We start from the raw sequence: 26,967 nt of genomic DNA on the forward strand, positions 1-26,967 counted from the left end.
TAAGGTTTGGCCATGTTTAGTTACTTAGACGCCAACACCGGATCCATGATCCTAACGGCCTTGGCCGGTGGTGCCGCCGGTATTGCCGTGCTTCTCCGAATGTACGGCCACCGCTTCCTCGGGATTTTTTCCAAGAAGCATCGTGACCAAGCCGAAGCCAGCTTCGAAGACCTCATGGGCGAGCAGCCAGACTGAGTCCGGTGTCCCCCTTCGCCGATCCCGGTTCGTTTCGGGATCCCACATCACGCGTGTACCTCGACGACCAGGCGGTGTGGCGCGGCCTGAATACCCAGGCCTGGACCGATTTTCAGGCCTTCGCCGCCACCGCCACCTACCGCAACGCCCAGGCCGATGGTCGCCTGATCGCCACCACCGCGGTTGCGGTCGAGGATGCACCGGTGGACGAGGGTTGGGTTGCCGCGCTGCGCCACCGGCGGCTCCCGGTGATCAGCTATCCCTACGAGTGGTCCTTCTCAATGCTCCAAGACGCCGCCCTGCTGCAACTCGATCTGGCCCGAGAAGCACTGGCCGAAGGCATCCTCACCAAGGACGCCACCTCGTACAACGTGCAGTTCGACGGCAGCCAACCGGTGTTCATCGACCTCGGGTCCTTTGAGCGTTTGGTCTCCGGGCAACCGTGGCCGGGCTACCGGCAGTTCTGTGCACTATTCCTGAACCCGCTGATCCTCCAAGCCGAAGCGGAAATCCCGTTCCAGCCCTGGCTGCGCGGGGCGATCAACGGCATCTCCCCCACCCAGGCCGCGGCCGCAATCGGAAAGCGCCGCCGATTCCGCAAGGACCTCTTCACTCACGTCCGACTGCACGCCCGGGCCGAATCCCGCTTCGCCAATAGCGACAAGGACCATGATGTGGGCCGCGAGCTGCAACGAGCGGGCTTCGGGCCCAAGCTCATCGACGCGCAGCTCGCCAACCTGCAACGCTCGGTGCGACGCCTCGAGTGGACTGCAGCGGCGTCCGCATGGTCGGAATACAGCGACCGCAGCCACTACACCGATGACGATCTCGACGCGAAAGCCGACTTCGTGGCGCGCGCCACTCGGTCGTTGACGACCCCCACGGTGCTTGATCTCGGTGCCAACGACGGCCGGTTCTCCCGCGTGGCGCTCGATGCGGGAGCGGGTCTCGCCGTCGCGGTCGACGGCGATCACCTCACCGTGGACCATCTCTACCGGCAGTTGCGACAGGACGGCGAGTCGCGGATCCTCCCGTTGGTGGTCGACCTCGCCGATCCCTCCCCCGCCCTCGGGTGGCGCTCACGGGAGCGGCCCTCCTTCCTGGAGCGGGTGCGGCCCGATCTGGTGCTGTGCCTGGCGGTCATCCACCACCTGGCCCTTACCAACACGGTGCCCTTTCCTGAGATCGTGGCCTTCCTCGCCGACTTCCAGGCGCCGATCGTGGTGGAGATGCCCCACCGCAACGATCCGATGGCCGCCCGTCTCCTCAACCGCAAGCGCGACGGCCTCTTCGACCAGTACGACCAGCCCCAGTGGGAAGTCGCCCTGCGGCAACGTTTCCGCGTGGTGGAGCAGGTCACCCTGCCCTCGGGCACCCGCACGCTCTACCTCTGCCACCCGAGCTAGCGGCTCAGGACAGCAGGGCCGGCAGCACGTCGCTGATCGATCCTCGCAGCACAGCATCGGCGCGCTCGTCCATGGCGGTGGGGCTCTCGTTGAGGATCACCACCTGAGCCCCCGCCGCCGCCGCCGTCGGCACCATGTTGGCCACCGGGAAGACCCCCAATGTGGTGCCAACGGCCAGCAGCATGTCGCAGCGGCGGGCGGCGTTGTCCGCCCGCTCCAGATCGGCCGGCACGAGCGCTTGCCCAAAACTGATGGTGGCGGCCTTCAGGATCCCTCCACATCTACCGCAGGCCGGGTCCTGCTCTCCGGCCCGCACCCGGGCGAGGGTCGAGTCCATCGGCCCCCGCTCCCCACAGGTGAGGCACGCCACCGAGCGGGTCGTGCCGTGCACCTCCACCACCAGGGCCGGATCAGATCCCGCCGCCAGGTGCAGTCCGTCCACATTTTGGGTGACCAACGCCAAGAGGCGACCGCTCCTCTCAAAATCCACCAGGGCGCGATGCCCGGCATTGGGTTGTGGAGCCGGGCCGGTGATCTGGGCCCGCCGCCGCCACGCCGCCTTGCGCAGGTCGGCGTCGGCCACGTACTGGGAAATGTCCGATTTCTTCTCGGCCTCGGGGTTTTTCGTCCAGACCCCTTGAGGACCGCGGTAATCAGCAATCCCACTATCGGTGCTGATCCCGGCACCGGTGAGCACCGCGATCCGCTGGGCGTTCGCCACCCATTCCCGCACCACCGCCTGATCAGCCACGCACCCCAGACTACCCGTTGACGCTGGCGTGAAAATGCATGAAACTCCATGAAACTGCTAGAAATTTGAGGAGACTTCATGCCAGCCCTACCCACCTTCCCCATCACCACCCTGGCGGTGCGGCCCCTGCCCGATGCCGTCATCGACCAGATCGGCCACGACGCTCGCTCCGCGTATGTGGAACGCTTCTGGCTCGGCATCCTCGGCCCTAGTGCCACCTGGTTGCTGCGACGCTTGGTGGACGCACTCGAGGCCGCCCCCGAAGGCTTCGACCTCGATCTGGCCCTCATCGCCACCGAACTCGGCCTCGGCACCCGCTCCGGCCAGAACTCCCCCTTCGTGCGCACAGTGCAACGCTGCGCCCGCTTCGGGGTGGTGGCCATGGTGGGCACCACCGAACTACAGGTGCGACGAAAACTCCCGCCCCTCACGCAATACCAAATCGATCGCCTTCCCCCACATCTCCGCGAAGAGCATCACCGCTGGACGGCCAGTGAGCGGGCCCACCCCTCCCCCGATGAGCGTCGAGAACACGCTCGCGGCCTGGCGCTATCACTACTCGCTGACGGCGAGGACGTTGCCACCGCCGAGCGCTTGCTCCACGGTCGCGCCGTGCACCCGGCCATGGCCCATGAGGCGGTGGCCTGGGCCGTCGCGCACGGTGGGGTGACGCAACGACTCACCGCCGGTGACCGGCCCCCAACCGCCGCCTGAGGTCGGTTCAGGCGATCGGCTTCGGCTTCACGAAACCGTCGATCATCTCCACCAGGGTGCGCACTCCGAATCCGGTGCCCCCCTTCACGATCTCACCGTCAACTTCGGGAGCATCGGCCGGACCGGCGATATCGAGGTGAACCCAGGGGATGTCGCCCGCCACGAAGTGCTCCAGGAACACTCCCGCCGCCAGGGTGCCGCCGTAGCGCAGGCCGGTGATGTTCTTCAGATCAGCGATGTCGCTGCGAAGTTTGCCCTTCAGATACGGCGGCAGAGGCAGGGGCCACACCCACTCCCCCGCCCGCTCGGCGGCCGAGCACACCTGCGCTGACCATCCGGCGTGATTGCTCATCAGACCGGCGATGCGTTCGCCCAGCCCCACCATGCAGGCGCCGGTCAACGTGGCGAGATCCACGATGGCATCAGGCTCGTGCTCCGAAGCCAGCGACAGCGCATCGGCCAGCAGCAACCGACCTTCGGCATCGGTGTTGAGCACCTCCACGGTGGTCCCGTTGCGAATCGTGAGCACATCGCCCACCCGAGTGGCATCGCCACCGGTCATATTGTCGGTCAACGGAAGGAATCCCAGCACTCGCACCTTGGCCCCGAGGGTGGCGATCGCACTCATGGCCCCGAGCACGGCGGCGGCGCCCGCCATGTCTTCCTTCATGCCGACCATCCCCTCCGAGGACTTGAGCGACAAGCCACCGGAGTCGAAGGTGACTCCCTTACCCACGAGGGCGACGGTGCTGCGCGGTTTGGCGGGTTCATAGGACAACTGCAGAAAGCGCGGCGCCTGGAAGGAACCGCGGCTGATCCCGAGCAGGCCACCGAGGCGTTGCTGGCGGATCTCCTTCTCATCCCACACGGTCACGGTGAACCCGGCCCGCTGACCTTCCTTCACGGCCCGCTTGGCAAATTCGATCGGCGTCAGCGTGCCCCCGGGTTCATTCACCAAGTCCCGGGTGCGGTTCACCGCCTCGGCGATCACCACCCCGCGATCGATCGCCGCCTGCACCCGCTGACCGCCACCACCCAGGATGGTCACCCGCTCCAGTACCGTGGGGGTGGGGTCGGCCTTGTAGGTCAAGAAGCGGTAGCCGCCCAGCACAAGGCCCTCGGCGATGGCCTGGGCCACCCGAGCGGGGCTCAATTCATCCCGCACACACCCCGAGAAATCCACCGACAACGTGCTGTACCGCCGCGCCGCCCGAGCCAGACCGCCACAGGCATGACGAACGACATTGGCATCCACCATGGCCGCCGGACCGACCCCCACCACAAAAGTGACGTGCCCAGCCGAGTCCGACAGGACCCGCACCTCGCCCCGTCGGCCATGGAAACGCTGGGCCTCGAGGGAGACCCAGTCCACCCCGCCCCCGCTGCTTTGGCCCTCGAACATGGCCACGGCATGCGCCTCGAGCCCGGCCGGGATACTGCGAGCAAGCGTGATGGTCAGCGGCATGGTGGGGATCCTTCGAGGATCAGGTTTCTCGGGCGAGAAGTGGCACGCCTTCTACCCAGCGAGCGAAGGTCCACAAAAGGGAGGAAAGACGATTCAGGTACGGGATGATCTGGGAGCCATCCTCCACTACCCCCACCGAGGCTCGTTCCGCCCGCCGCACCACCGCGCGAGCAAGGTCCAGCAACGCCGAGGTTCGGTCCTGGCCGGGCACCACGAACTCGGCGGGAAGCACGAAGCGCTCGCTCACGTTGTCGATGATCACCTCGATGGCGGTCACCATGGCGGCTGAGACCTTCGAGGTGCCCTCGGTGAGTTTCGGGTGGTTGGCGGTATCGGTCGCCATCTCCGCCATAAGGACCCACAGATCTCGCTCAACCGCCACGAGGAACCCGTTCAGCTCGCCCTGAGCGGCCGTCTCGGCGCGAGCCATCCCGATAGCCGCCTGCGCTTCATCCAGGTGACCGAGGGCCTCGAACCGAGGAGACGACTTGAGATCACGACCGCCATAGAGCAGTCCGGTGGTGCCATCGTCTCCCTTGCCTGTCCAGATCTTTGTCACGGACGACAACCCTACCGGCGTCTCGCCGCGTCCCCGAATCACCAGGTATCAATGTTGGGCCGCTTCTTGCCCGTCCGGATCACCGTCGGGGCGGCGGCGAAGGTGGTGGCGATCCAGCGTCGAGAGTCGGCCGGATCCACCACGTCATCGATCTCAAAGTGGCTGGCCGTGTTCACCGCCCGGCCGTGAACATACATGCGGTCGACCATCTCCTCGTACGTGCGCTTTCGCTCGGCGGGGTCGGTGATGGCCTCAAGTTCCTGGCGGTACCCAAGACGCACAGCACCTTCGAGACCCATCCCCCCGAACTCGCCAGTGGGCCACGCGATGCAAAACAGGGGGGCCTTGAAACTGCCGCCCGCCATCGCCTGCGCCCCGAGCCCATAGCCCTTGCGCAGGATGATGGTGCCCGTCGGCACGGTGATGTTGGCCCCGGTGACGAAAAGTCGGCTCACGTGGCGCACGAGTGCCGTGGCCTCTGCCTCCGGGCCCACCATGATCCCCGGCGTATCGCACAGAAACAGCACGGGCAGGTCAAAGGCATCGCAGAGTTGCAAAAAGCGAGCGGCCTTATCGGCCCCGTCGGCGTCGATGGCGCCGGCCCGGTGGAGGGGATTGTTGGCCACGATCCCGAGTGGAGAACCCTCGACGCGGGCCAGCGCGGTAACCATGCCGGCACCGAAGGCGGAGCGCAGTTCGAGCACCGAGTCCACATCAACGATCGAGGCCACCGCGGCGCGTACGTCGTACACCGCCAACCGATTCTCCGGGATCACGGTGCGGGCCAGCGCAGGGTCCGGAGCCGTCCAGTCTTCGGTGCTGCCCTGAAAATAGGAGAGGTACTGCCGGGCGGCCACCACGGCGGCGGCCTCGTCGGGTACGGCAATGTCGACCACGCCGTTAGGGACCTGCACCGCCATCGGGCCGATGGCCTCCGGGGGAAACACGCCGAGGCCACCGCCTTCAATCATGGCCGGACCGCCCATGCCGATATTGGAGCCGTCGGTGGCGATGATCACGTCGCAACAGCCAAGGATGGCCGCGTTGCCGGCGAAGCAGCGGCCACTGGTGATGCCCACCAACGGCACGAGCCCTGAAAGTTGGCCGAAGAACAGAAAGGCCATGCAATCGAGACCGGATACGCCGGTGCCGTCGGTGTCGCCGGGGCGGCCGCCGCCGCCCTCGGCAAAGAACACCACGGGAAGTTGTTGACGCTCGGCCACATCGAACAGGCGGTCCTTCTTGCGGTGATTCTGCAGGCCCTGCGTACCGGCGAGGACGGTGTAGTCGTACGACATCGCCACCACCGGGTGACCCGCCACGGTGCCCATACCCCCCACCAGACCATCGGCGGGGGTGCGCTCGATGAGGTCCTCCAGCGGTCGGCGGCGGCGCTGGGCGGCGATAGCCAGGGGGCCGTACTCCACGAAACTGCCCGCATCGAGGAGATCCTCCACATTCTCCCGGGCGGTGCGCTGCCCGGTGCGGCGCCGCCGCTCCACCGCATCCGGCCGGGCCCCGTCGAGCCCGATGGCATGACGGGCTCGCACCTCGGCGAGGTCGTCACGCGTTCTCCCCAACTCCACCTCGGCCACCGCCGGTACGTCAGTTGGCTCGAGTACGGCCAACCGGTCCCCCACCGCCACCCCATCGCCGGGCGCCACCCACAGGCGCATCACCACACCGCCGACGCTGGCCTCCACCGGGTATTCCATCTTCATCGACTCCAACACGACCACCGCTCGGCCCGCCGGCACCGCCTCACCCACCGCCGCTACCCTCACCACGGTCCCCGCCAGCGGTGCGCGCAACTCAATCATCCCCGCCGTTCTAGCCCAACCCCACTCCCCGGCACGGTTTGGGTGCGAGGTGTGAGGGAGAGCACCGGTAACCTCTGGCCTCATGGGCACCACGACCTACCTCGAGTTACTCCGGGAGAAGGTGGTCGTCTACGACGGCGCTTTCGGCACCTACGTGCAGACCCTCGAACTCGGCCCCGACGACTTCGGAGGGGAACACTTCGAGGGCTGCAACGAACTGCTCGTAGCCACCCGGCCCGATGTGATCGCCGGGATGCACGAAGAGTTCTTCCGGATCGGCGTGGATGTGGTGGAGACCGCCAGTTTTGGCTCCTTCGCCATCCCCCTCGGCGAATACGGGATCGGAGAGCGCAGCCACGAGCTCAACGTCACCGCCGCCCGGATCGCCCGCGAAGTGGCCGACGGGTACGACGGGCTGGTGGCCGGCTCAATCGGCCCCGGCACCAAGTTCGCGTCGCTCGGCCAGATCCGATTCGCCGAACTGCGCGATGCCTACGAGGTGCAGGCCCGCGGCCTCCTCGAGGGGGGCGTCGACGTCTTCCTCGTGGAAACCCAGTTCGACCTCCTCGGGGCGAAAGCCGCCATGATCGGCTGCCGCCGGGCCATGGCGGCGGAGGGCCGCGACGTTCCTATCCAGGTGCAGGTCACCATGGAACTCACCGGCACCATGCTTCCCGGCACCGAAATCGGCGCCGCCCTCGCCGCCCTCGACGCCATGCGGCCCGATGCGATTGGCATCAACTGCGCCACCGGCCCCGCTGAGATGAGCGAGCACCTTCGCTATCTCAACCAACACTCGCGCGTTCCGATCGCCTGTCTCCCCAACGCCGGTCTGCCGTCGGTACTCAACGGCAAAATGCACTACGACCTCACCCCCACCCAACTGGCCGACTTCCAGCGTCGCTTCGTGACCGACTTTGGGGTGGGCATCGTGGGCGGGTGCTGCGGAACCACCGTCGAACACATTGCCGCGGTGGTCGAGGCCGTGAAGGACCTCACCCCGACCACCCGCACGTTCGAACACGAAGATGGCGCCACCTCCATCTACTCGTTCACCCCCTTCGAGCAACAACTCACCTACCTCTCCATCGGCGAACGCACTAACGCCAACGGCTCCAAGAAGTTCCGGGAGGCGATGCTGGCGGGCGACTGGGACATGTGCGTGGCCATGGCCCGGGAGCAGGAAAAAGAAGGTGCTCACGTCCTCGATCTGTGCGTGGATTACGTGGGCCGAGATGGCTCCGCCGACATGGATGAGATCGCGTCCCGTTTCGCCACGCAGGCCACCGTCCCGATCATGATCGACTCCACCGAACCCCAGGTGATCGAAACGGCTCTCCAGTGGATTGGCGGACGCGCCATTCTGAACTCGGTGAACCTGGAAGACGGCGACGCCCCCGGCACTCGCCTTGATCGCTTCCTGTCTCTCGCTCGCGAGTACGGCGCCGCCGTGGTGTGCACATGCATCGACGAGGAGGGCCAAGCCCGCACCCCCGAATGGAAACTCAAGGCCGCCACCGCCATTCACGACATCGCCGTACATCGCTACGGCCTCGAGCCCGGCGACTTGTTCTTCGATCCGTTGGCCCTCACCCTCGGGACGGGCATGGAGGAAAGCCGCGGCGACGGCGCCTCCACCCTGGAGGGCATCCGCCTCATCAAAGCGCACCTGCCCGGGGTGCACACCACCCTCGGTCTGTCCAACATCTCCTTTGGCCTCAACCCACCCGCCCGCCACGCCCTCAACTCCGTCTACCTGCACGAGGCCGCCCAAGCAGGCCTCGATTCCGCCATCGTGCACGCCGCCCGCATCATGCCGCTCGCTCGTATCCCCGATGAGCAAAAGCAGGTGTGCCTTGATGTGATCTACGACCGCCGCACCGACGACTACGACCCGCTCCAGGTGCTGTTGGCCATGTTTGACGGGGTCACCGCCTCGACGGTTGAAAAAGAGGACCGCTCCGACTGGCCCATCGAAAAGTTGCTGGCCACCCGCATCATCGACGGCGACCGCGATGGCCTGACCGCCCATCTCGATTTGGCTCTTGAGCAAGGCCACCCACCGCTCGCCATCATCAACGACATCCTCCTCGAGGGCATGAAGACCGTCGGCGACCTCTTTGGCAAAGGGGAGATGCAATTACCGTTCGTGCTGCAATCGGCCGAAACCATGAAGGCGGCGGTGGCCTACCTCGAGCCGATGATGGACAAGGTGGACGGCGAGTCCACTAAGGGCCGCATCGTGCTCGCCACGGTGAAGGGCGATGTGCATGACATCGGCAAGAACCTGGTGGACATCATCCTCACCAACAACGGCTACGAGGTGCACAACCTCGGCATCAAGGTGAACGTGACCGAAATGGTGGACAAGGCAGTGGAGGTCAAAGCCGACGCCATCGGCATGAGCGGACTACTGGTGAAAAGCACTCTCATCATGCGGGAGAACCTGGAGGAGTTGAACAGCCGCGGCTTGGCCGACATTCCGGTGCTCCTCGGCGGCGCCGCCCTCACCCGGGTGTATGTCGAGCGCGACCTGCGCGAGGTCTACGACGGTCGGCTCTTCTACGGCAAGGACGCCTTTGAGGGCCTGCACGTGATGGACCGCATCGGCGCCACCAAACGCGGCGACACTCCCGACGACCCCGACTGGGGTCGCATCCCCACCGACTCCACCATCGAGTTGAAAGGCCGCTTCGCCAAACCGGGGTCTAGCGACGCCAACCCGGTTGAGGTTCCCGCCCGCTCCCCCGAGGTGGCCACCGATAACGAAGTCTTCGTGCCGCCGTTCCTCGGCAGTGAAGTGGTGAAGGGCATCTCCCTCGACGAGATCGCTGGCTTCATCAACGAAACCGCCCTGTTTCGCAATCAGTGGCAGTTTCGCCCCACCAAGGGGGAGAATGACACCGCCTTCAAGGACCGCATCCGGCCGATGCTCAGGGAGGAACTAGCCAAGGCCAAGGCGGCGGGCATCCTCACCCCACAGCTGGTCTACGGCTATTTCCCGGCGAACGGCGACGGCGACGACCTCGTGATCTGGTCCGACGAAACCCGCACGGCCGAGCAAGCCCGCTTCCACTTCCCTCGTCAGCAGAAGGACAAGTTCCTCTGTATCGCTGATTTCTTCCGGCCCGCCGACGGGCCCACGGTGGACTACGCGGCGTTCCACATCGTGACGATGGGACCCGCCGTCAGTGAGGCCGCCGCCGTGCTGTTTCAGGAGGATCGCTACCAGGAATACCTGCTGCTGCACGGCTTGGGTGTGGAAATGGCCGAGGCGCTCGCCGAACTCTGGCACCAGCGCATCCGCACGGAGTGGGGCTTTGTGGACCAGGACGGCCCGGCGGTGGCGGGCCTGTTTCGCCAGCAGTACCGCGGCGGCCGCTACTCCAGTGGCTATCCGGCCTGCCCAGACCTCGAAGACAACGTCACCATCTCGGACCTCCTCGGCGGCCCGCGCATCGGCCTCGAGTGCAGCGAGGACACCGGGTTCCAGTATCAGCCCGAGCAGACCACCAGTGCCTTGATCTGTCATCACCCACAGGCCAAGTACTTCGTGGCCCGCTAGCCCCACCGCCCGGAGTAGTTAGTTAGGATAACTATCTGTTAGACTTGGGGTATGCCCGGCTCCCCCGCCCCAACCGACGTGGAAATCGCGGCTCGCCTGCGCCTCAGCGCCACGCGCCTGGCCCGCCGACTGCGCCAAGAAGGCGGCGGCGGGCTCACGCCCAGCCAACTCTCCGCCCTGGCGGCCGTCCACAACAACGGGCCCCTCACCCTGGGGGCGTTGGCCGACTACGAACGGGTCGCTCCCCCAACCATCACCAAGTGCGTGGCGAAACTCGAAGCCGCTGGTCTCCTCGAGCGCACCACCGACGGCACCGACCGACGGATTCATCGAGTGAGCACCACCAAATCCGGCGATGCCCTCATCGCTGAGACGCGTCGCCGGAAGACCACCTGGCTGACCCAACGCCTTGAAGCCCTCGACCCCACCGAGCGATCCCGCCTCGCCGCCGCGCTCGATGTGCTCGATCGCTTATGCGAAGAACCCCGATGACGAGCCTGAACGTCGCTTCCCGCCAGACCTTCAGATCACTCGGCGTCCGCAACTTCCGCTTGTTCTTCGTAGGTCAGTCGATCTCGCAAGTGGGGAACTGGCTCACCCTTATCGCCCAGACCCTGTTGGTGCTCAAACTCACCAACAGCGGGATTGCCCTCGGGCTCCTCGCCGCCGCTCAATTCGGCCCGGTACTGGTCTTCGGAGCGTTCGCCGGCCTGGTGGCCGACCGAAGCGACAAACGAAAACTGCTCCTAGTGGTGCAGTCGCTCGCCATGGTGCAATCCTTCGCCCTGGCCGCCCTCGCCTTCCAGGCCCATCCCCCGATCTGGGCCATCTATCTCATCGCCAGTTTCGGTGGCCTCGCCACCGCCTTCGACAACCCCGCCCGTCGGTCCTACGTCGTGGAGATGGTTCCCACCAGCCACATCCCCAATGCCGTGAGCCTCAATACCGCCATGATGACCGGCTCCCGCATCATCGGACCAGCGTTGGGGGGTCTGCTGGTGGCCACCGTTGGATTCGGATGGGCGTTCATAGTCGACGGCCTCAGTTACATCGCCGTGCTCACCAGTCTCGCCATGATCGATTCCCGCCAGGTGCGCCCCGCTCCGGTGACCCCGCGTGGTCGGGGACAGGTGCGGGCCGGCCTACTCCACGCGTGGCGCATCACGGAACTACGGGTTCCCATCATCATGCTGGCCGTGATCGGCACGCTGGCCTTCAACTTCCAGACCGTCCTACCCCTGTTTGCGGTGCGCAACCTCGGCGGCGCGGCCATCACCTTCTCGCTTCTGATGTCGGTGACGAGTATCGGCTCCCTCGCCGGAGCGCTCTACTCAGCTCGTCGGACCCACATCTCCATCGACAGCGTGACGTTGGCGGCGGCGAGCTTCGGCGCCGCCCTCCTAGCCCTGGCCCTCGCCCCCAACCAGCCCATCGCCTTCGCCATTGGCGCGGTCATGGGCTTTGCCAGCATCTCCTTCATGACCACCTCTACCGCCATCGTGCAACTCCGGGCCGACCCGATGATGCGCGGTCGCATCCTCGCCCTGCAGTCCCTGGTATTCCTTGGGAGCACCCCCATCGGAGGCCCGATCCTCGGGTTCATCTCCCAGCGCTACGGCGCCCGCTACGGGCTGGCGGTGGGCGGCTTCGCCGGATTGGGGGCGGCCCTCTACGGGGCACTGGCCGTGCGGAAGGCCCGCCGAGCGGGCGAACACCACGCGACGCGTTCGCCCGGCGAGGGCCAGGGCCTCATCACCCCCGCGGTAGCCCCCCAACCGGTGAAATCATGACGGCCGACCTCCCGATTCCGCTGCTCGAGGGCCTAGCCACCACGCGAGCGATCCGACGGTTCCGCGACGAGCCCATCCCCGATACCGACCTGAACCAGATCCTGTGGCACGCCACCCGGGCTCCATCGGGGTCGAACCGCCAGCCCTTCCGCTTCATCGTGCTCCGGGATGGGCCGGTGGCCATCGATGCCCGGGCACTCCTCGGGCGGACCTTCCGGGCGATGTGGGCCGACAAGCGCGCCGCCGATGCGTACGGCACCGGCAGTGGCACCGATGCCACCTCGCCCAAGGCCCGCATGGCCGAAACGATGCAGCACTTCGTGGACCACTTCGAAGCCACACCGGTGGTGGTGCTGGCGTGCATCAAGCGGGACCGCGACCCCGGACCCACCGAAGGAGCCAGCATCTACCCGGCCTGTCAGAACCTCCTCCTGGCGGCCCGAGCCCTCGGGTACGGCGGGGTGATGACCACCTGGCACGCCCTCGCCGAGCCCGCCCTGCGGCCTCTGCTCGGCCTTCCCGACACCGTGGGCATCTCCGCCACCCTGGCGTTGGGTCGACCCGCCGGGCACCACGGTCCCGTGCGCCGTCGCCCCATCGGGGAATTGGTGTACGACGACCGCTGGGAAGGCCCAGCCGCCTGGGCGCGCGACCCCGACGGCACCCGCCACACCACCGCCGGCCCCCGCCCTGACACTCCGCCCCGCTAGCACTTCGCCAAGAGCCGAGTTGACCGTGGCTACCACGGTCAGGGGGCGACACGAGCAAGTTCGGCCCGCACCGGCCCACCCGGTTCCATCAACAGGTGGTCTCGTTGCACCGCGGCGAGGCGGACTCCATTGGTCATCACCTTCATCGAGGTGTCAGGGCCCACACAATCGTTGAGACGAATCGTGTACGCCACCGCCTCACCGATCTCCGTAGCAAGTTCCTCCTCGATCCGCTTCGACCCGGGTCGGCCGCCCGGCGTGGCGGCGGGGTGTGGCCGATCAGCCCCCGCACCCCGAGCCCGAGTTCTAGACAACGCTTCGGAAGATACGGCTCGTACCGGAGCCGGCCTCTCCCGCGATCACCGCCACCGGGCGGGCGGCCCGGCGCGCACCTCGGCGGCGTTGGTCGCTCATGAGCGATCGGATTTTTTCGACGGCGCCTTGGTGGCCTGCCGGTCCTGGGTACGTCGAGCATGATCCTCGGCCCGCGCACCCGCCTCCATCGCCTCCTCCCGAAGCTCGAGATAGGCCTCAAGTCGATCCTCGGTGAGATTCCCCCCCGCCACGGCGGCCACCACGGCACACCCGGGTTCGCCAGTGTGGGCACAGTCGTTGAAGCGACACTGCAGAGCGAGTTCCTCGACATCGGTGAAGGTGGCGTCGACCGACTCCTCATCGCCGGCCAAGCCCACCTCACGAATCCCCGGTGAGTCGATGATCACGCCGCCGCCGGGAACGAGATGCAACTGCCGGTTCGTGGTGGTGTGGCGACCCTTGGCATCACCGGCTCGCACCGCCCCCGTGATGGCCACCTCCGCCCCCACGATGGCGTTGACCAGCCGGGACTTGCCCGCCCCGGACTCCCCCAACAGCACCGAGGTGCGTCCCGCCAGCCGGGTCCGAAGTGCGGTGATCCCTAACCCGGTGGGGGCAGCGGTGAGAAGGCACTCCAGCCCCGGGTGAACGTCGGCGATAGCCGCCAGCGTCTCCTTGAGGTCCGGGGCGAGGTCGGCCTTGGTGAGGACAAGAATGGGGAGTGCCCCCGCGTCCCACGCCAGCGCCTCGCCGCGCTGCACCCGCCCCGCCCGCACGAACCGATCCAGGCCGCACACCAAGAGCACCAGGTCCACATTGGCGGCCAGTACCTGCAGGTCATCTCCCCCGGCCGCCCGGCGCCGCAGCAGCGACGACCGCTCCAGCACCGCCACCAGGGTGTCACCGGTCAAGGCCAGCCAATCGCCCACCGTGGGGGCATCCGCCCCCCGGCGAAGCTTCACGATCCGCTCACCGCTGGCGGTGAGCACATTCACCGACACCCCGTCGTGGCGAAGCACCCGGCCCGGCTCCACCGCCTCACCGTGCTCGGCCAGCAGGGTGGCCCAACGCGAGCTCCAGCCAACGGGAACGAGAGAGTCGAAGGATGCCACGGCGCCCTAACGGTACAAGGGTGCACCGAGACACTACCGATCCGGCCGAAGGCGTCTTCGTGGGAGGATGGGGATCGTCCACCAGCATGATGAGGGCCCACCTTGCCGACCATGACCCGCCGATCTTGTCTCATCGTTCTCGCACTGATCGTGGGGGTGGTGGCGGCCTGCTCGGGCCGCAACGCTCCGACGACCCGACTGGGCGACATCCAGGTCCTCGCCGGCCATAACGCATACCACCTTGAAGGCGAGGCGGCGCTGTTGGCGGTGATCACCGCTAACGTGCCCGCCCTCACGCCCACCATTGAGTACTCACACCCCACCCTCACCGACTCGCTCAACGCCGGTTTGCGGTCCTTCGAACTCGACGTGTTCGAAGATCCCGACGGGGGCCGGTACGCCACCCCGAAAGCCCAGCCGATTCTCGGCCTTGCCCCCATCGACCCCGCCATGCTCGATGCTGGCTTCAAGGTGTTCCACGTGCAGGAAGTGGACTACCGCTCTACCTGCGTCACCTTCGTTCTATGCCTCGAGCAACTCGAAACCTGGTCTGATGCCCACCCCGACCACCTGCCGATCATCATCCAGATCGAAACCAAAGATGACGTCATCCCCGATCCTCTCCACCTCGGCTTCGTGCAACCCATCCCCGCCACCACCGCCACCTACGTCGCACTGGAAGCGGAGATCCTTTCCGTGCTGGACAAGGACCAACTGGTAACCGTGGCCGAGGTGCAGAGCGACGGGGACACCCTGCGCTCCACCATCGAGACCGTCGGGTGGCCCACGGTGGACAGCCTGCGAGGCCGCTTCATCTTCACCCTCGACCACACCGGCGGCAAACGGGACCTCTACCGGGCGATCCACCCCGACACCAGAGACCGGCTCATCTTCGTGTCGGCGGAACCCCCCGATGTCGATGCTGCCTTCATCGTCCTCAACGACCCGATTGCCGATGCCACTCGAATACGTGAACTAGTGATGCTCGGCTATCTCGTGCGCACCCGCAGCGACGCCGACACGGTCGAAGCCCGCCGCGGCGACACCACCCGCCGCGACGCCGCGTTCGCCAGCGGTGCCCAGATCGTCAGCACGGACTACGAAACGGTCGACCCACGCTTCCCCAACTATGTAGTGACTCTGCCCGGCGGCGGGGTGGCCCGGTGTAATCCGGTGACAGCACCCGATTGCGACGCCGCCGCCCTGCAGGAATAAGACCGACCTACCCCAGGAGGGCCCGAGCCACCAGATCGGTGACAAAAGCAGTGAGGATGGCGAGGTACAACAGGCCGGTGGCCGCCATGACGGCGGAGTATTGGCGCTCCTTCAGCGCTGCCCGGGTTACCCCCACCAGCACAATGGTGCCGATGGCGCACGCCGCCCACATCCAACCGAGAATCCCGGCGTACCCGTCGTCGATGGTGCCGTTGAGCACCGAGATCATCCCCACCGGCCAGAGCAGCACCAACATTTCGAGAGGCCAGATGACGGCCAGCGCCCGGATCAGTTCCAAGAGCGGACCGCGCGGCATACCCGGCTGCACGAGATACCAGTGTCCCAAGAGCATGGCGTCGGTAACCGCACCGAGAAAGGCCGCCCCCACCACCACCCGAGCCACCGACAACGCGGCCGGATCACCGGCGGAGATTCCGGCCGCCACCAGACCCACGAGCCCGACCACCGGTGCGATCAGGTCTAATCCAGGGGGAAACTCTGCGGCGGCAACATCCACCGCCGCCCGGGTGCGTTCGATGCCCGTCATCGCCGCCACCCGCTCGCTGCGCGCTTGCTCTCGACCGTGTTCGCCCGCCACCCCGGCCCGGCGACGCTGGACTGAAACCACGAGTGCAACCAGCGTGGCCACCACCACCGCCGCACTGGCGGCGTCGCGCACCGGCACCGGCTCGCCGTAGCGCACGCCGACAATCAAGGCTCCCACGGCCACCACCAGATAGGTGCCCCTCAGCAGCCACCCGTACCCCAACGACACCTGCCGCCGTCGTGTCGTCACCCACAGGAAGAACAGACCGCCCGCGGCCCATTGCAACAGCACCGTGGCAGCGTCAAGACGGATCATGGGCGCAGCGGCTACAACAGAGCGAGGTCGTGGTCAGCGTGGTTGAGGACATCGGGGCCAGAGACCGCCGCCACCACGATGTCCTCTAACCGAAATCCGAAACGGCCCTCCACGTAAATGCCGGGTTCGATGGAAAACGCGTGGCCCGGCTCGAGCGGGGTCTCGTTGCCGCTCACGATGTAGGGATCCTCGTGTTCCTCGATGCCGATGCCATGCCCGGTGCGATGCATGAACTCCTCGCCCCATCCCGCCGCCGTGATGATCCGGCGGGCGGTGGCGTCTACCTCTGCACACGATGTGCCCGCCACCGCCGCCGCCACTGCAGCCTGCTGGGCCTCGATCAGCACGGCGTAGGCCTCGGCCATCTCCTCGCTGGGCTCGCCCAGGTGCACACAGCGGGTGATGTCGGAGCAGTAGCCCACTCCGTGGTCATCGAACATCGACCCACCAAAATCACAGAGCACGACCTCACCGGGTTTGATCACCACTTCGCCTGGCTCATGGTGAGGGCTGGCCGCGTTGGGGCCCGCCGCCACAATGGCGAAGTTCACCCGATGGTGGCCTTCGGCTCGGAGGCGGCGACCGAGTTCGGCTGATACCTGCGCTTCGGTGCGGCCCACCAATTCGATCTCGCCGGTCTGCAGGGCGAACGCCACCCGATCGGCGGCGGCCCCGGCGGCGCGCAGAGCCTCCACCTCAGCGGCGTCCTTCCGGGCACGCAGGGGCCCCAGTACCTCACTGGCCTTGCGCCAGGTGGTGCCCGGCCGTATCCCTTGGAGGTCGAGCACGAACCGAGCCCAGGTGCGATCGCCTATCGCCAGGCGGCCACCGGTTCCCATGAGACCCTGCACGATAGCGATCGCGTCCTCCGTCTCACCCCAGGGCCTCAGCGTGAACTCGGGCCGTTCCATCACGCGGGGGGCTTCGAGGCGAGGAACCACCAACGTCGCTTGTCCCTCGGCCGGGAGTACGAGCATGGTGAGCCGCTCCAGGGGCATCGCCTCGTACCCAGTGAGGTAGGGCAGATCGGGGCCGACCGAGAGCAGGAGGGTATCTACCGCGCCCTCCACCATGGCCGCCCGCGTCCGAGCGAAGCGATCGGAAAACGGGGCGGCGGCCATCAACCCAGGATGACAGGTTGCACGGCACATTCCTGCCCCGTCGTGTCGCCACTCCCGATAACCACCGGCACTGCGGACGCAGCCTGGCGAGCGTGGTAGCTCGACCGGACCAGCGGGCCAGCCTCGACGTGGCTGATGCCCATGGCCTCTCCGGCCACCTTCAGGGCGGTGAGTTCCTCAGGAGTCCACCAGCGCGCCACCGGCAGGTGGTTTGAGGTGGGTCGGAGATATTGACCGATAGTGACGATGTCTACCCCCACGCCCCGCAGGTCACCCAGGGTCTGGAGCATCTCATGGGTGGACTCCCCCATCCCCGCGATCACCGAGGACTTGGTGGTGAGGCCGGCCCGTTTGGCCCGAGCCAGCACCGCCAGCGACCGAGCGTACGAGGCCGAGGGCCGCACGGCGCGCTGGAGCCGCGCCACCGTCTCGATGTTGTGGTTCAACACGTCCGGCCGGGCGGCGAAGATAACCTCCAGGGCCGCAGGGTCGCCCTTGCAGTCGGGGATCAGCACCTCCACCGACACGCCGGGAGTGCGGTCCCGAATGGCGCCGATCACCGCTGCGAACTCGGCGGCACCGCCATCGATGAGATCATCACGGGCCACCCCGGTGACCACCGCGAACTGCAAACCCATGCGGGCCACCGCCTCGGCCACGCGCCCCGGTTCGCTCCGATCGGGAGCCTCAGGATGACGCGTATCCACCAGACAAAACCCGCAAGCACGAGTGCATCGCTCCCCGTTGATCATGAAGGTAGCCGTGCCATCCGACCAACATTCCGACAGGTTCGGGCAGCCGGCTTCCTCGCACACGGTGACCAGATCGAGTTCGCGCATCGTGCGTCGAATAGCCATGACCTCAGGGGTCAGCACGAGCGGGGCTCGCATCCAGGCTGGCTTGCGGGCCGCCATCTCGATGCCCTCGGTTACCCCTGCCTCCACCAGGCGGGTGGCCCGCCGCGCCGTAGGACCCGGTCCCTCACCCCGACTGAAGGGCGCTAGATCCGCCGGAGTATGTCGCCAAGCCACCTCGGCCCGATCCACCCCGGCCGCTCCCCATCGCTCCCCCGCTCGAGCCACCACTGCGTCCACCACTTCGCGCATCGTGGCCGTCACTCCCTCCACCCGCAGGGAGGTCACCGCTTTGTCGGCGATGCCACAGGGAACGATGTGTTCGAACATCGCCAGATCGGGATCCACATTGAGCGCAAATCCGTGCATCGACCGACCGCGAGAAAGTTTCACTCCGATGGCGCAGATCTTCCGGGGGGCTACCGAACTCGGCTCCACCCATACCCCCGGGAACCCTGTGAGCCGGCCCACGTCGGTCAGGCCCAGGTCGTGCAGCACATCGATCACCAGTTGCTCCACCGACGCGACGTAAGCCACGGTGTCGGTGATCCCGCCGCCGCGCCGTCCGGGTACGGTCAGGATCGGATAACCCACCAACTGTCCGGGGCCGTGGAAGGTGACGTCACCACCCCGGTCGCTGTATTCCAGTGTGGCGCCAACCTCTTCGGGAGGTCGGCGAATGTTCCCGAGATCGCCCCGAATTCCGAGCGTGTAGACCGCCGGATGCTCCAACAGCAGGAAGTAATTCTGCGACGAGGACCCGACGAGTCCTCGCTGCAACGCATAGGCGTCGCGGTAGGCCACCCGGCCCAGCCACCGCACGCGCAGCCGGTTGGGGTGGTCCGCCACCGATCGGCCCGCCGCGTTGCTCACTAGAGCTCGGCTGCCCAGTCCCGTGTTTCCAGGAGGTTCCTAACCTGGTTCAGAAACGATGCGGCGTAGGCGCCATCGAAGGCACGGTGGTCCCATGACAACACGATATTTCCGACGGAGTGAATGGCGATGCTCTCTGAGCCGTCGGGTAGTTCAACCACCACGGGTCGGCGCTTCACCCCATCGGTGGACAGGATCGCCACCTGGGGTTGATTGATGATCGGCATGGTCAACAGCGTGCCCTGGGGTCCGGGGTTGGTGATGGTGAAGGTGCCGTTGGAGATGTCGTCGGGGGTGAGTTTCTTGGAGCGCGCCCGGGCACCGAGATCCCTGATTTCCCGGGCGATCGCCCGCATCCTCTTCGAGCCGGCATCGCGCACTACCGGCACCATGAGGCCCTTGAAGTCCAAGTCCACCGCGATGCCGAGGTTCAGATACTGATGCACGATCAGCGCTTCGTCGGTGAAGGTGGCGTTCACCTCGGGGAATTCGGAAATGGCATCGACCACTGCTCGAGTCACGAACGGCAGGTAGGTGAGGCTGAAACCTTCCGCATCGTTCCACTCCTCGCGATGGGCCCGCCGCACCCGGTCCACCGCTTCGAAATCCACCTCGGTGGCCATGTAGACGTGGGCGGAGGTGTCCAACGACCGCCGCAGGTGCTCGGCGCTACGTCGGCGGATGTTGCTGTGGGGGATGACCTGATCGCGATCGCCACTGTGCGGTCCCACTGCCGAATCCGAGGCCGGGGCTGGAACGTCGGGCTCCGCCGCCGACGATGCCCCAGTAGCCACGGTGGTGAGAGGCTGGCCGCCGGAGTCAACCACGGCGAGCACATCGCCACGGGTGATCCGCCCTCCAATCCCGGTGCCCACGATGGTGGACGGATCGAGGCCGTGCGTGGTCAGGAGGCGACGCACCACCGGCGACAACAACACCCCGGCGGCACTCGGTCGGGGAACCTCCGGCGGGGACACCGGAGCGGGCGCGGGCGCGGGCGCGGGCGGCAAGGTGGGCGCGGGCGGCAAGGTGGGCGCGGGCGCGGCCATCTCTGCCTCGCCGATCACGGCGAGCACCGCACCAACATCCACGGTCTCACCTTCGGCGACCCTGATCTCCAAAAGGGTGCCCGAGCACGGGGACGGCACCTCGGAATCCACTTTGTCGGTAGAGACCTCGTAGAGCACCTCGTCCTCGCCCACCAACTCGCCCACGGCCTTGAACCACTTCGTGATGGTGCCTTCGGTGATCGTCTCCCCGAGTTGGGGCATCGTGATGTCGGTCATGGTTTCGATGGGTCCTTTTGACTATCCGTGCAGCGAGCGGCCGGTGAGGCTGATCATGGCCTCGCCGAGCACCTCAGTGAGGGTGGGATGGGGTTGGATGAGAGCCGCCATGTCTTGAACGGTGGCCTCCCAGTTCACGGCCAGGTAGCCCTGACCAATCTGCTCGGTCACCCACGGGCCCACCATGTGCACACCCAACACGCGCCCCGCCCCACCGTCGGCCATCTTTTCGGCGATGACCTTCACCATGCCCTCGGGTTGGTTGACGATCATGGCCCGGCCGTTGTGGTTGAAGCGGCTCTTCTGGGTCACAACATCGAAGCCGGCTTCCCGAGCCGCCTCCTCCGACAGCCCCGTAAACGCCGCCTCGGGGCGGGTGTAGACGGCCCAGGGCACCTTGGCGTAATCCACCGGGGTTGGGTTCTCGCCGAGAATGTCCCCGATGGCGTGCATCCCCTCGATGAACGCGATGTGGGCGAGGGCGGGGGTGTCGATGGCATCCCCCACGGCATACACACTGGGCTCCGCGGTACGACAGCGGTCGTCAACCTCGATGAACCCGCGGTCCGAAACGGTCACGGCGGTGCCATCCAGACCCAGGTCAGTGGTGTTGGGTCGGCGCCCCACCGATACAACGACCACCTCGACGTGGACCGATTTCTCGCCTACCTGCACACTCGTACCGGTAGCGGCGGGTTGGTGGCCGCCCACCTGAACCCCGGTGCGAATGGTGATGCCCCGTGCCTTGAAGGACTTCTCGATGACCTTGGTGAGGTCCTTGTCCAGGCCCGGCAGGATCTTGGGCAGCGCTTCAAGAATGGTTACCTCGGTGCCGAGGTCGGAGAGCAAGGACGCAAACTCGCACCCCACCACGCCGCCGCCGATGATGGCCGCCGACTTCGGCAACCGGGCGATCGAGAGGAACTCATCGGAGGTCATCACCACCTCGCCGTCTACCTCGAAACCGGGCAGGACGCGCGGCACGGAACCAGGCGCAAGCACTACGGCACCACCGGTGAGCTCAACCTCACCCGATGCCCCACCCGCAACAGTGACGCGCCGGTCGGCGTGCAGCCGGCCGTAGCCGTCGAGCACGGTGACCTTGCGGCTCGTCAACAGGGATCCAAGACCCGCCACCAGCCCTGCCACGATGGAGTCCTTGCGATCAAGCGAGGTGGTCCAGTCGATGCGGGGCTCATCGGACACGATGCCGAACGCCCCCGCCTCTTTCACATGGCGGTAGGTGGCGGCGGTCTCGAGCAACTCTTTGGCGGGAATACACCCCACGTTGAGGCACGTCCCGCCGAGTTTGCCCTTCTCGATCATGGCGATGTTCAGTCCGGCGGCGGCACCGTAGAGCGCGGTGGCATAACCGCCGGGACCGCCGCCGATGACGACGACGTCGTAGTGCTCGGCCGTGGGAATCACCTCCGGGTGAAGTAGGCCGTGGACAGGAAGAACCGAGACAACCCTACCGGTGTGTCCACGCCCCTGGCGAAGAAGGGCCGTTAGCTCGCGCCGATGAGCACGAGTTGCAGCGCCCCCGCCATCAGGATCACCATGCCGCACAGCAGCGCAGCCACCAACAGGGCACGAGTGCTCATGGTGGGCCGCTCAGCGCCCGGTCAGGATGGCCTGAACGTCGGCCTCGCTGTCGGGGGTGACAAGGACCAGCACCTCATCACCGGGGGCCAGGCGCGTGTCGCCGCGGGGGAAGATCACTCGGTCGGCCCGCAATACCGCTACCACCGTGGATTCGTGGGGAAAATCAAGGCTGGCGATCTCCTGGTTGGCGGCCTTGGCATCGCTGGCCAGGGTTACCTCGATGAGCGTCGCCCGACCTTGATCGAAGCTGAGTAGCCGCACGAGCGTGCCCACCGACACCGCCTCCTCCACGAGGGCAGTGAGCAGATGTGGGGTGGACATCGCCACATCAACCCCCCAGCTCTCGTCGAACATCCAATTGTTCTTCGGATTGTTCACGCGAGCAATGACGCGGGGCACGGCGAACTCCTGCTTGGCCAGAAGCGACACCACCAGGTTGTCCTCGTCGTCGCCGGTGACCGCCGCTAGGACGTCGACATCGTGGAGGGGCACCTTGCGCAGGTTGTCTACTTCGCAGGCATCGGCCAGCACCCAGCGCACCCGGGCGGTATCGCCGGATTTCACCGCTCGCTCCACGCGGTCGGCCTCGATCTCGATAATCGTCACGTCGTGCCCTCCGCGCGTGAGCTCCTCCGCCGTGAAGGTACCCACGTTTCCGCCCCCCACAATGACGACCTTCATGACCCGCCTCCGTGGGTGGTCCCCAACAGATGGGCGTCGAGTTCCTCGATCCGATCGGCGCTCACCGTCATGTACACCACATCGCCTTCCTGAGTAACAAGGGTGGAATCTGGTACTTGGCCGACCCCAAGGCGGGACAGGGCGGCCACCCGAGCCAGACCGGGTAGCTCAAGGTCGGCCAGGCGGCGTCCCACCCAACTCGCAGCCACCGGGCGCTCCACCATCGCGATCTTCGCCGAAGGGTCCACCCATTCAGTGACGGAAACATCGGGGAGGATCCGACGCAGCACGCGGTCGGTGGTCCACTGCACGGTGGCGATCGTGGGAATGCCGAGTTTTTCGTAGATGGCCGCCCGGCGAGGGTCATAAATGCGGGCGATCACACGCTCCAAGCCGAAGACTTCGCGTGCGGTGCGTGCCACCATGATGTTTGAGTTGTCACCGCTGGTGACCGCCGCGAGAGCATCGGCGTGCTCGATGCCAGCCTCGCGAAGATGCGTACGGTCGAACCCAACGCCCTGAATGAATCGACCCGCAAAACCCTCGGGAAGGCGACGGAAGGCCTTGGCTTGCTTGTCGATCACGGCCACGGTGTGCCCACCGTCTTCCAAAATGCTGGCGAGCCCCGAGCCCACCCGTCCGCATCCCACTATGACCACGTGCACGCTGTACTCCTCCATCCCTGACCAGGCGACTTGCAGAGGCCATAGGCCTGCGCAGCAAGACCCTAAAGCCCCAACCTTTCGGGCACGAAACCTTGCGTCGATCAGTCGGAGACCGGGGCGGGCTTGAGCAAGTCCCGGATCTCCCGCAACACGAGGGTCTCCTCGCTGAGATTGCGCTCTTCGTCATCGGCTTCTCCGGCCAGACGCCGGGCGGCGATGGCCTTTGAGGGTTTGAGGATGAGGAAGAACAACACGAGGAGCGTGGCTAACAACGTGAGGCCGGCATCGATAACCCGGCCGTAGAAGAAGTAGTTTCTGCGCCAGGTGAAGGTCAAGGTTTTGAAGTCGGTGTCGAAAACCACGCCAATCAGAGGGGTGACCAGTTCAGAGGTGATGGCCGAGATGAAAGCGGTAAAGGTCACACCGATCACCACAGCAGAGGCCAACCCCACCACGTTGCCCTGAAACAGGAACTTCTTAAACTCTACGATCACTTTCTTCAACTCATCGATCACTTTCCCTCCAGTGGTGTCTGCAGCCGTCAGAAACTCGAACGCGATCGATAGACTAGCGAGCGTGCGTATCGCTATCACCGGTTCCAGTGGACTGATCGGTAGTGCGCTGATCCGCTCGCTCGAAACCAGCGGACATACGGCGATCCGAATCCTGCGAAGCCCCGGCGGCCCCGGCACCCTCCGCTGGGACATCACCGAGGGCCACATCGACCACGAGGGCCTCGAAAACCTCGACGCCGTCGTGCATTTAGCCGGGGAGGGCATCGCCGAGCGGCGCTGGAGCGACGAGCAGAAGCGCAAGATCCTCGAGAGCCGTACCCAGGGAACCGCCCTGCTCGCCAACGCGCTGGCGGCCCTCACCCACAAGCCCCCGGTGCTGCTGTGTGGCTCGGCTATTGGTTTTTACGGCAACCGCGGCGACGAGCACCTCCAGGAGACGAGCGCCCGCGGTAGCGGTTTTCTCGCCGAGGTGGTGGTGGCCTGGGAGGCGGCGGCCGCTCCGGCGGAAGCCGCCGGCATCCGTACCCCCCGCCTGCGTACCGGGATCGTCCTTGCTGACCATGGAGGGGTGCTCGGCCGTATCGCGCCCCTGGCCAAACTCGGCCTCCTCGGAAAACTCGGCGACGGAAAGCAATGGATGAGTTGGATCAGCCTGCACGACGAAGTGCGCGCCATCCGCTATCTCCTGGAGACCGATGTGACCGGTCCCGTGAACCTCACGGCCCCCGTCCCGGTCACCAACGCGGCCTTCACCAAGGCGGTGGGCAGTGTGCTCCATCGACCCACGTTGCTGCCGATCCCCCGGTTTGGGCCAAAACTCCTCCTCGGTCCCGAGTTGGCCGATGCGCTCCTGTTCGAGGGTCAGCGGGTATTCCCCGAGGTCCTCCAAGAGGCGGGGTTCCACTTCGACCATCCCGAGATCGACGGCACCCTCCGGAGCATCTTCAACCGCTGAGGCGATCGCTGCGTCAGGTCACTTCGGCTGCATGCGGACGCCACCATCCACGCGGATGGTCTCAGCGTTCATGTAACTGTTCGACAGCAGTTCGATGGCCATCGAGGAGAACTCCGTGGCGAAGCCGAGCCGATCAGGGAAGAGCACATCACGCTTCAACTTGTCTTTGAACGCCTCGGAGGCTTCGCCCTCGCCGTAGATCGGGGTGTCGATGAGGCCTGGGGCAATGCAGTTCACCCGGATCCCCGCCGCCGAGAGATCACGGGCCACCGGCAGGGTCATTCCCACCACACCGCCCTTGGAAGCGGAGTAGGAAGCTTGGCCGATCTGCCCATCAAAGGCCGCCACGGAAGCCACTGTGACAATGGCCCCCTTCTCGTTGTCGGCCAGCGGTTCGTTCTGGCCCATGGCGGTGGCCGCCAAACGAATGCAGTTGAAGGTGCCCACGAGGTTCACCTCGATCACCTTTTTGAAAATGGCAAGATCATGGGCCGAGTCGTACTGACCGTCGCGCCCGATGGTGCGGGTAGCCCAACCCACCCCGGCCGCAGTGACCAGCGCCCGCAGCGGACCGAGTTCCTTGGCGGCCTCCACTGCCGCGATCACCTGATCCGGGTCGGAGACGTCGGCCTGGGCGAAAACCCCACCGACGTCTTTGGCGACGGCCTCGCCCTTCTCCGGGTTCATGTCCACCACCACGACCCGGGCGCCGCGACTGGCGAGGCTGCGAACGGTGGCTTCGCCGAGGCCCGACGCGCCGCCAGTGACGATTGCTGAGATGCCGTTGAGATCCATACGGGCGACTCTATTGACGGAGCACCCACGAGGCGAAACCCGCCCCTGGCCGCCAGGATGCCGACGCCATCGCCCGGCTCCCGGCCCAGCCCCACCCCGCCGGCCCGTCGCTTGCTCCCGCGGTTGCCCGTAGGTCGTGACCTTCCCGCCGCAGATCAAACGCCGGGCGGTGGCGGGGTGGGAATCGATGATCAAGCCCCGGTTCACAACGGGGTAGTCCAGCTCGCCCCGGGAGGTGGTGCCCTTGCCCCCCTTTCCAGATGCTCGCCAATGCTGTCGATCAGCACAACATGACCCCCTGCCGCTGGTTTTCTGGCCTCGCCATCGCCCTGCTCGTAGGTGCCGTGGGCATCGCTCCGGCGGTCAGGGCCCAAACCGCCATGCCGCAGCAGCCCGCCATGAGAGCGGTCTCGATGGCGAGGAGCGCATCGTCCTCGCTGGACGCGGAGTTCCTCAGCCGAATCAACAGCCTGCGGGCGTCCAAGGGTCTCAGTCAGCTTCACCTGTCGGGCGAACTAGGGGGCGTGGCCCGAAACAGGACCGACCAAAGGGCGGCCGCTCATGCCATTTCCCACAACCCAAACCTCTCCGGGCAGGTCAGCGGAGCCTGGACCATGCTCGGCGAAAACGTGGGATCCAGCGGCCCCACCAACAGCGTTGACGTGCTCATGCCGGCCTTCCACGAGACCCTCGACCATGACGCCAACCGCCCCGAGGCCACTCGCCCTCCCGGGGCAGGCGACACGCCCCTGCGCATGGCGGTGCCGGCGACGGTGGTGGTACGGATCGACCGGCGCGGCGCGGTGACCGCCGCGATGTCCAATACGGGCCGTCCGCCAGAGCCGGGTGATGACCTGTGGGTAGCCCGCACCGGCCACCCCGACATCGAGCCGGCACCGCCCGCCCTCGTTCGCGCCGTCATGGCGCAAACCTGGCCGGGCCACTGGCCGGAGCCGGGCATCTGGAATCGGGCGGCCACCGATCCCGCCGAGAACCCCTAAGGCGAACAAACCGGAAGGTGTATGCCTGGTGTAGGTCTTTCCGTCGGTCCCTGTGATCGGCACTGGTGTCTCCTCCTGCCCAACAGGTTCATCCTCATCAGGTTCAGAGGTGTGCGACTTTGCACACCTGATGCGAG

At 66.3% G+C, this 26,967-nt stretch carries 25 protein-coding genes; 10 read left to right on the plus strand and 15 right to left on the minus strand.

The window, feature by feature from the left end:
- Nucleotides 1-6: 6 nt before the first annotated feature.
- A complete protein-coding gene (locus EXQ71_00725; protein ID MSO86027.1) occupies nt 7-195 on the plus strand; it encodes a hypothetical protein in 189 nt (62 codons plus the stop codon).
- Between the two features lie 5 nt (nt 196-200).
- Nucleotides 201-1,601 (plus strand): class I SAM-dependent methyltransferase, encoded by a 1,401-nt coding sequence (locus EXQ71_00730; GenBank protein ID MSO86028.1) that lies wholly within the window; start codon nt 201-203, stop codon nt 1,599-1,601.
- A gap of 4 nt (nt 1,602-1,605) precedes the next feature.
- Here EXQ71_00730 and EXQ71_00735 read toward each other — a convergent pair whose 3' ends face one another.
- Nucleotides 1,606-2,352: an NAD-dependent deacetylase gene (locus EXQ71_00735; GenBank protein ID MSO86029.1), complete on the minus strand. Its 747-nt coding sequence runs from the start codon at nt 2,350-2,352 to the stop codon at nt 1,606-1,608.
- A gap of 78 nt (nt 2,353-2,430) precedes the next feature.
- Here EXQ71_00735 and EXQ71_00740 point away from each other — a divergent pair, with 78 nt between their 5' ends.
- A complete protein-coding gene (locus EXQ71_00740) occupies nt 2,431-3,066 on the plus strand; it encodes a hypothetical protein (GenBank protein MSO86030.1) in 636 nt (211 codons plus the stop codon).
- Nucleotides 3,067-3,073: 7 nt separating this feature from the next.
- Here EXQ71_00740 and EXQ71_00745 read toward each other — a convergent pair whose 3' ends face one another.
- The 3 genes from EXQ71_00745 to EXQ71_00755 are packed head-to-tail and all read right to left on the minus strand — an operon-like array spanning nt 3,074 to nt 6,994.
- On the minus strand, nt 3,074-4,531 hold the full coding sequence (locus tag EXQ71_00745; protein MSO86031.1) for a leucyl aminopeptidase: 1,458 nt from the start codon (nt 4,529-4,531) through the stop codon (nt 3,074-3,076).
- A gap of 19 nt (nt 4,532-4,550) precedes the next feature.
- Nucleotides 4,551-5,135, minus strand: a complete 585-nt coding sequence (locus tag EXQ71_00750; protein MSO86032.1) for a cob(I)yrinic acid a,c-diamide adenosyltransferase — start codon at nt 5,133-5,135, stop codon at nt 4,551-4,553.
- Nucleotides 5,129-6,994 carry a biotin carboxylase gene (locus EXQ71_00755; protein MSO86033.1) on the minus strand — a complete coding sequence of 622 codons (1,866 nt, stop codon included), beginning with the start codon at nt 6,992-6,994 and terminating at the stop codon, nt 5,129-5,131. Before EXQ71_00755 ends, EXQ71_00750 begins: the two co-directional genes overlap by 7 nt.
- On the opposite strand from EXQ71_00755, the gene metH reads away from it, so the two are divergent.
- The 4 genes from metH to EXQ71_00775 are packed head-to-tail and all read left to right on the plus strand — an operon-like array spanning nt 6,993 to nt 12,975.
- Nucleotides 6,993-10,475, plus strand: a complete 3,483-nt coding sequence (metH, locus tag EXQ71_00760; protein ID MSO86034.1) for a methionine synthase — start codon at nt 6,993-6,995, stop codon at nt 10,473-10,475. The two genes, EXQ71_00755 and metH, sit on opposite strands and share 2 nt — an antisense overlap.
- A gap of 51 nt (nt 10,476-10,526) precedes the next feature.
- A complete protein-coding gene (locus tag EXQ71_00765) occupies nt 10,527-10,967 on the plus strand; it encodes a MarR family transcriptional regulator (protein MSO86035.1) in 441 nt (146 codons plus the stop codon).
- Complete coding sequence (locus EXQ71_00770) at nt 10,949-12,265, plus strand: MFS transporter (protein ID MSO86036.1); 1,317 nt, start codon at nt 10,949-10,951, stop codon at nt 12,263-12,265. Before EXQ71_00765 ends, EXQ71_00770 begins: the two co-directional genes overlap by 19 nt.
- On the plus strand, nt 12,262-12,975 hold the full coding sequence (locus EXQ71_00775) for a nitroreductase family protein (protein ID MSO86037.1): 714 nt from the start codon (nt 12,262-12,264) through the stop codon (nt 12,973-12,975). Before EXQ71_00770 ends, EXQ71_00775 begins: the two co-directional genes overlap by 4 nt.
- A gap of 38 nt (nt 12,976-13,013) precedes the next feature.
- Here the strand turns inward: EXQ71_00775 and EXQ71_00780 are convergent, their stop codons facing one another.
- Together EXQ71_00780 and rsgA are read right to left on the minus strand one after the other, a co-directional pair.
- Nucleotides 13,014-13,289 carry a hypothetical protein gene (locus tag EXQ71_00780; GenBank protein MSO86038.1) on the minus strand — a complete coding sequence of 92 codons (276 nt, stop codon included), beginning with the start codon at nt 13,287-13,289 and terminating at the stop codon, nt 13,014-13,016.
- Nucleotides 13,290-13,385: 96 nt separating this feature from the next.
- Entirely contained in the window at nt 13,386-14,402 is a 1,017-nt protein-coding gene (gene rsgA / locus EXQ71_00785) for a ribosome small subunit-dependent GTPase A (protein ID MSO86039.1), read from the minus strand.
- Nucleotides 14,403-14,513: 111 nt separating this feature from the next.
- Between rsgA and EXQ71_00790 the strand changes: the two genes are divergently transcribed.
- The gene (locus tag EXQ71_00790; protein MSO86040.1) at nt 14,514-15,617 is read left to right on the plus strand and encodes a hypothetical protein; all 1,104 of its coding nucleotides are present in this window, start codon (nt 14,514-14,516) and stop codon (nt 15,615-15,617) included.
- A 7-nt stretch (nt 15,618-15,624) separates the two neighbouring features.
- On the opposite strand, the gene EXQ71_00795 is transcribed toward EXQ71_00790, so the two are convergent.
- The 8 genes from EXQ71_00795 to EXQ71_00830 all read right to left on the minus strand — a co-directional run bounded on the left by EXQ71_00795 (nt 15,625) and on the right by EXQ71_00830 (nt 24,256).
- Nucleotides 15,625-16,479 carry a hypothetical protein gene (locus EXQ71_00795; GenBank protein MSO86041.1) on the minus strand — a complete coding sequence of 285 codons (855 nt, stop codon included), beginning with the start codon at nt 16,477-16,479 and terminating at the stop codon, nt 15,625-15,627.
- A gap of 11 nt (nt 16,480-16,490) precedes the next feature.
- Complete coding sequence (locus EXQ71_00800) at nt 16,491-17,600, minus strand: aminopeptidase P family protein (protein ID MSO86042.1); 1,110 nt, start codon at nt 17,598-17,600, stop codon at nt 16,491-16,493.
- On the minus strand, nt 17,600-19,303 hold the full coding sequence (gene lipA, locus EXQ71_00805) for a lipoyl synthase (GenBank protein ID MSO86043.1): 1,704 nt from the start codon (nt 19,301-19,303) through the stop codon (nt 17,600-17,602). Before lipA ends, EXQ71_00800 begins: the two co-directional genes overlap by 1 nt.
- A 23-nt stretch (nt 19,304-19,326) precedes the next feature.
- Nucleotides 19,327-20,613, minus strand: a complete 1,287-nt coding sequence (locus EXQ71_00810; protein ID MSO86044.1) for a 2-oxo acid dehydrogenase subunit E2 — start codon at nt 20,611-20,613, stop codon at nt 19,327-19,329.
- A 21-nt stretch (nt 20,614-20,634) separates the two neighbouring features.
- Nucleotides 20,635-22,038: a dihydrolipoyl dehydrogenase gene (gene lpdA, locus EXQ71_00815; protein ID MSO86045.1), complete on the minus strand. Its 1,404-nt coding sequence runs from the start codon at nt 22,036-22,038 to the stop codon at nt 20,635-20,637.
- A gap of 189 nt (nt 22,039-22,227) precedes the next feature.
- The gene (locus tag EXQ71_00820) at nt 22,228-22,899 is read right to left on the minus strand and encodes a TrkA family potassium uptake protein (GenBank protein MSO86046.1); all 672 of its coding nucleotides are present in this window, start codon (nt 22,897-22,899) and stop codon (nt 22,228-22,230) included.
- Nucleotides 22,896-23,564, minus strand: coding sequence for a TrkA family potassium uptake protein (locus EXQ71_00825; protein MSO86047.1), 669 nt, complete (start codon nt 23,562-23,564; stop codon nt 22,896-22,898). The genes EXQ71_00820 and EXQ71_00825 overlap by 4 nt, the downstream gene beginning before the upstream one ends.
- A gap of 101 nt (nt 23,565-23,665) precedes the next feature.
- Complete coding sequence (locus EXQ71_00830) at nt 23,666-24,256, minus strand: hypothetical protein (protein MSO86048.1); 591 nt, start codon at nt 24,254-24,256, stop codon at nt 23,666-23,668.
- On the opposite strand from EXQ71_00830, the gene EXQ71_00835 reads away from it, so the two are divergent.
- Nucleotides 24,141-25,034, plus strand: a complete 894-nt coding sequence (locus tag EXQ71_00835) for a TIGR01777 family protein (protein MSO86049.1) — start codon at nt 24,141-24,143, stop codon at nt 25,032-25,034. The two genes, EXQ71_00830 and EXQ71_00835, sit on opposite strands and share 116 nt — an antisense overlap.
- 18 nt (nt 25,035-25,052) lie before the next feature.
- Here the strand turns inward: EXQ71_00835 and EXQ71_00840 are convergent, their stop codons facing one another.
- Complete coding sequence (locus tag EXQ71_00840) at nt 25,053-25,829, minus strand: SDR family NAD(P)-dependent oxidoreductase (GenBank protein MSO86050.1); 777 nt, start codon at nt 25,827-25,829, stop codon at nt 25,053-25,055.
- 290 nt (nt 25,830-26,119) lie between these two features.
- On the opposite strand from EXQ71_00840, the gene EXQ71_00845 reads away from it, so the two are divergent.
- Complete coding sequence (locus EXQ71_00845; GenBank protein MSO86051.1) at nt 26,120-26,830, plus strand: hypothetical protein; 711 nt, start codon at nt 26,120-26,122, stop codon at nt 26,828-26,830.
- Nucleotides 26,831-26,967 lie beyond the last annotated feature (137 nt).

The sequence above is a fragment of the Acidimicrobiia bacterium genome (genome assembly GCA_009694375.1).
Taxonomy (GTDB): Bacteria; Actinomycetota; Acidimicrobiia; order Acidimicrobiales; family VFJN01; genus VFJN01.

Coding starts and splice junctions, on each gene's coding strand:
- EXQ71_00740 (MSO86030.1), top strand. CDS start 2,431: ATGCCAGCCCTACCCACCTTCCCCATCACCACCCTGGCGGTGCGGCCC.
- EXQ71_00745 (MSO86031.1), bottom strand. CDS start 4,531: ATGCCGCTGACCATCACGCTTGCTCGCAGTATCCCGGCCGGGCTCGAG.
- metH (MSO86034.1), top strand. CDS start 6,993: ATGGGCACCACGACCTACCTCGAGTTACTCCGGGAGAAGGTGGTCGTC.
- EXQ71_00755 (MSO86033.1), bottom strand. CDS start 6,994: ATGAGGCCAGAGGTTACCGGTGCTCTCCCTCACACCTCGCACCCAAAC.
- EXQ71_00765 (MSO86035.1), top strand. CDS start 10,527: ATGCCCGGCTCCCCCGCCCCAACCGACGTGGAAATCGCGGCTCGCCTG.
- EXQ71_00770 (MSO86036.1), top strand. CDS start 10,949: ATGCGAAGAACCCCGATGACGAGCCTGAACGTCGCTTCCCGCCAGACC.
- EXQ71_00775 (MSO86037.1), top strand. CDS start 12,262: ATGACGGCCGACCTCCCGATTCCGCTGCTCGAGGGCCTAGCCACCACG.
- EXQ71_00790 (MSO86040.1), top strand. CDS start 14,514: ATGACCCGCCGATCTTGTCTCATCGTTCTCGCACTGATCGTGGGGGTG.
- EXQ71_00795 (MSO86041.1), bottom strand. CDS start 16,479: ATGATCCGTCTTGACGCTGCCACGGTGCTGTTGCAATGGGCCGCGGGC.
- EXQ71_00800 (MSO86042.1), bottom strand. CDS start 17,600: ATGGCCGCCGCCCCGTTTTCCGATCGCTTCGCTCGGACGCGGGCGGCC.
- EXQ71_00810 (MSO86044.1), bottom strand. CDS start 20,613: ATGACCGACATCACGATGCCCCAACTCGGGGAGACGATCACCGAAGGC.
- EXQ71_00820 (MSO86046.1), bottom strand. CDS start 22,899: ATGAAGGTCGTCATTGTGGGGGGCGGAAACGTGGGTACCTTCACGGCG.
- EXQ71_00840 (MSO86050.1), bottom strand. CDS start 25,829: ATGGATCTCAACGGCATCTCAGCAATCGTCACTGGCGGCGCGTCGGGC.
- EXQ71_00845 (MSO86051.1), top strand. CDS start 26,120: ATGACCCCCTGCCGCTGGTTTTCTGGCCTCGCCATCGCCCTGCTCGTA.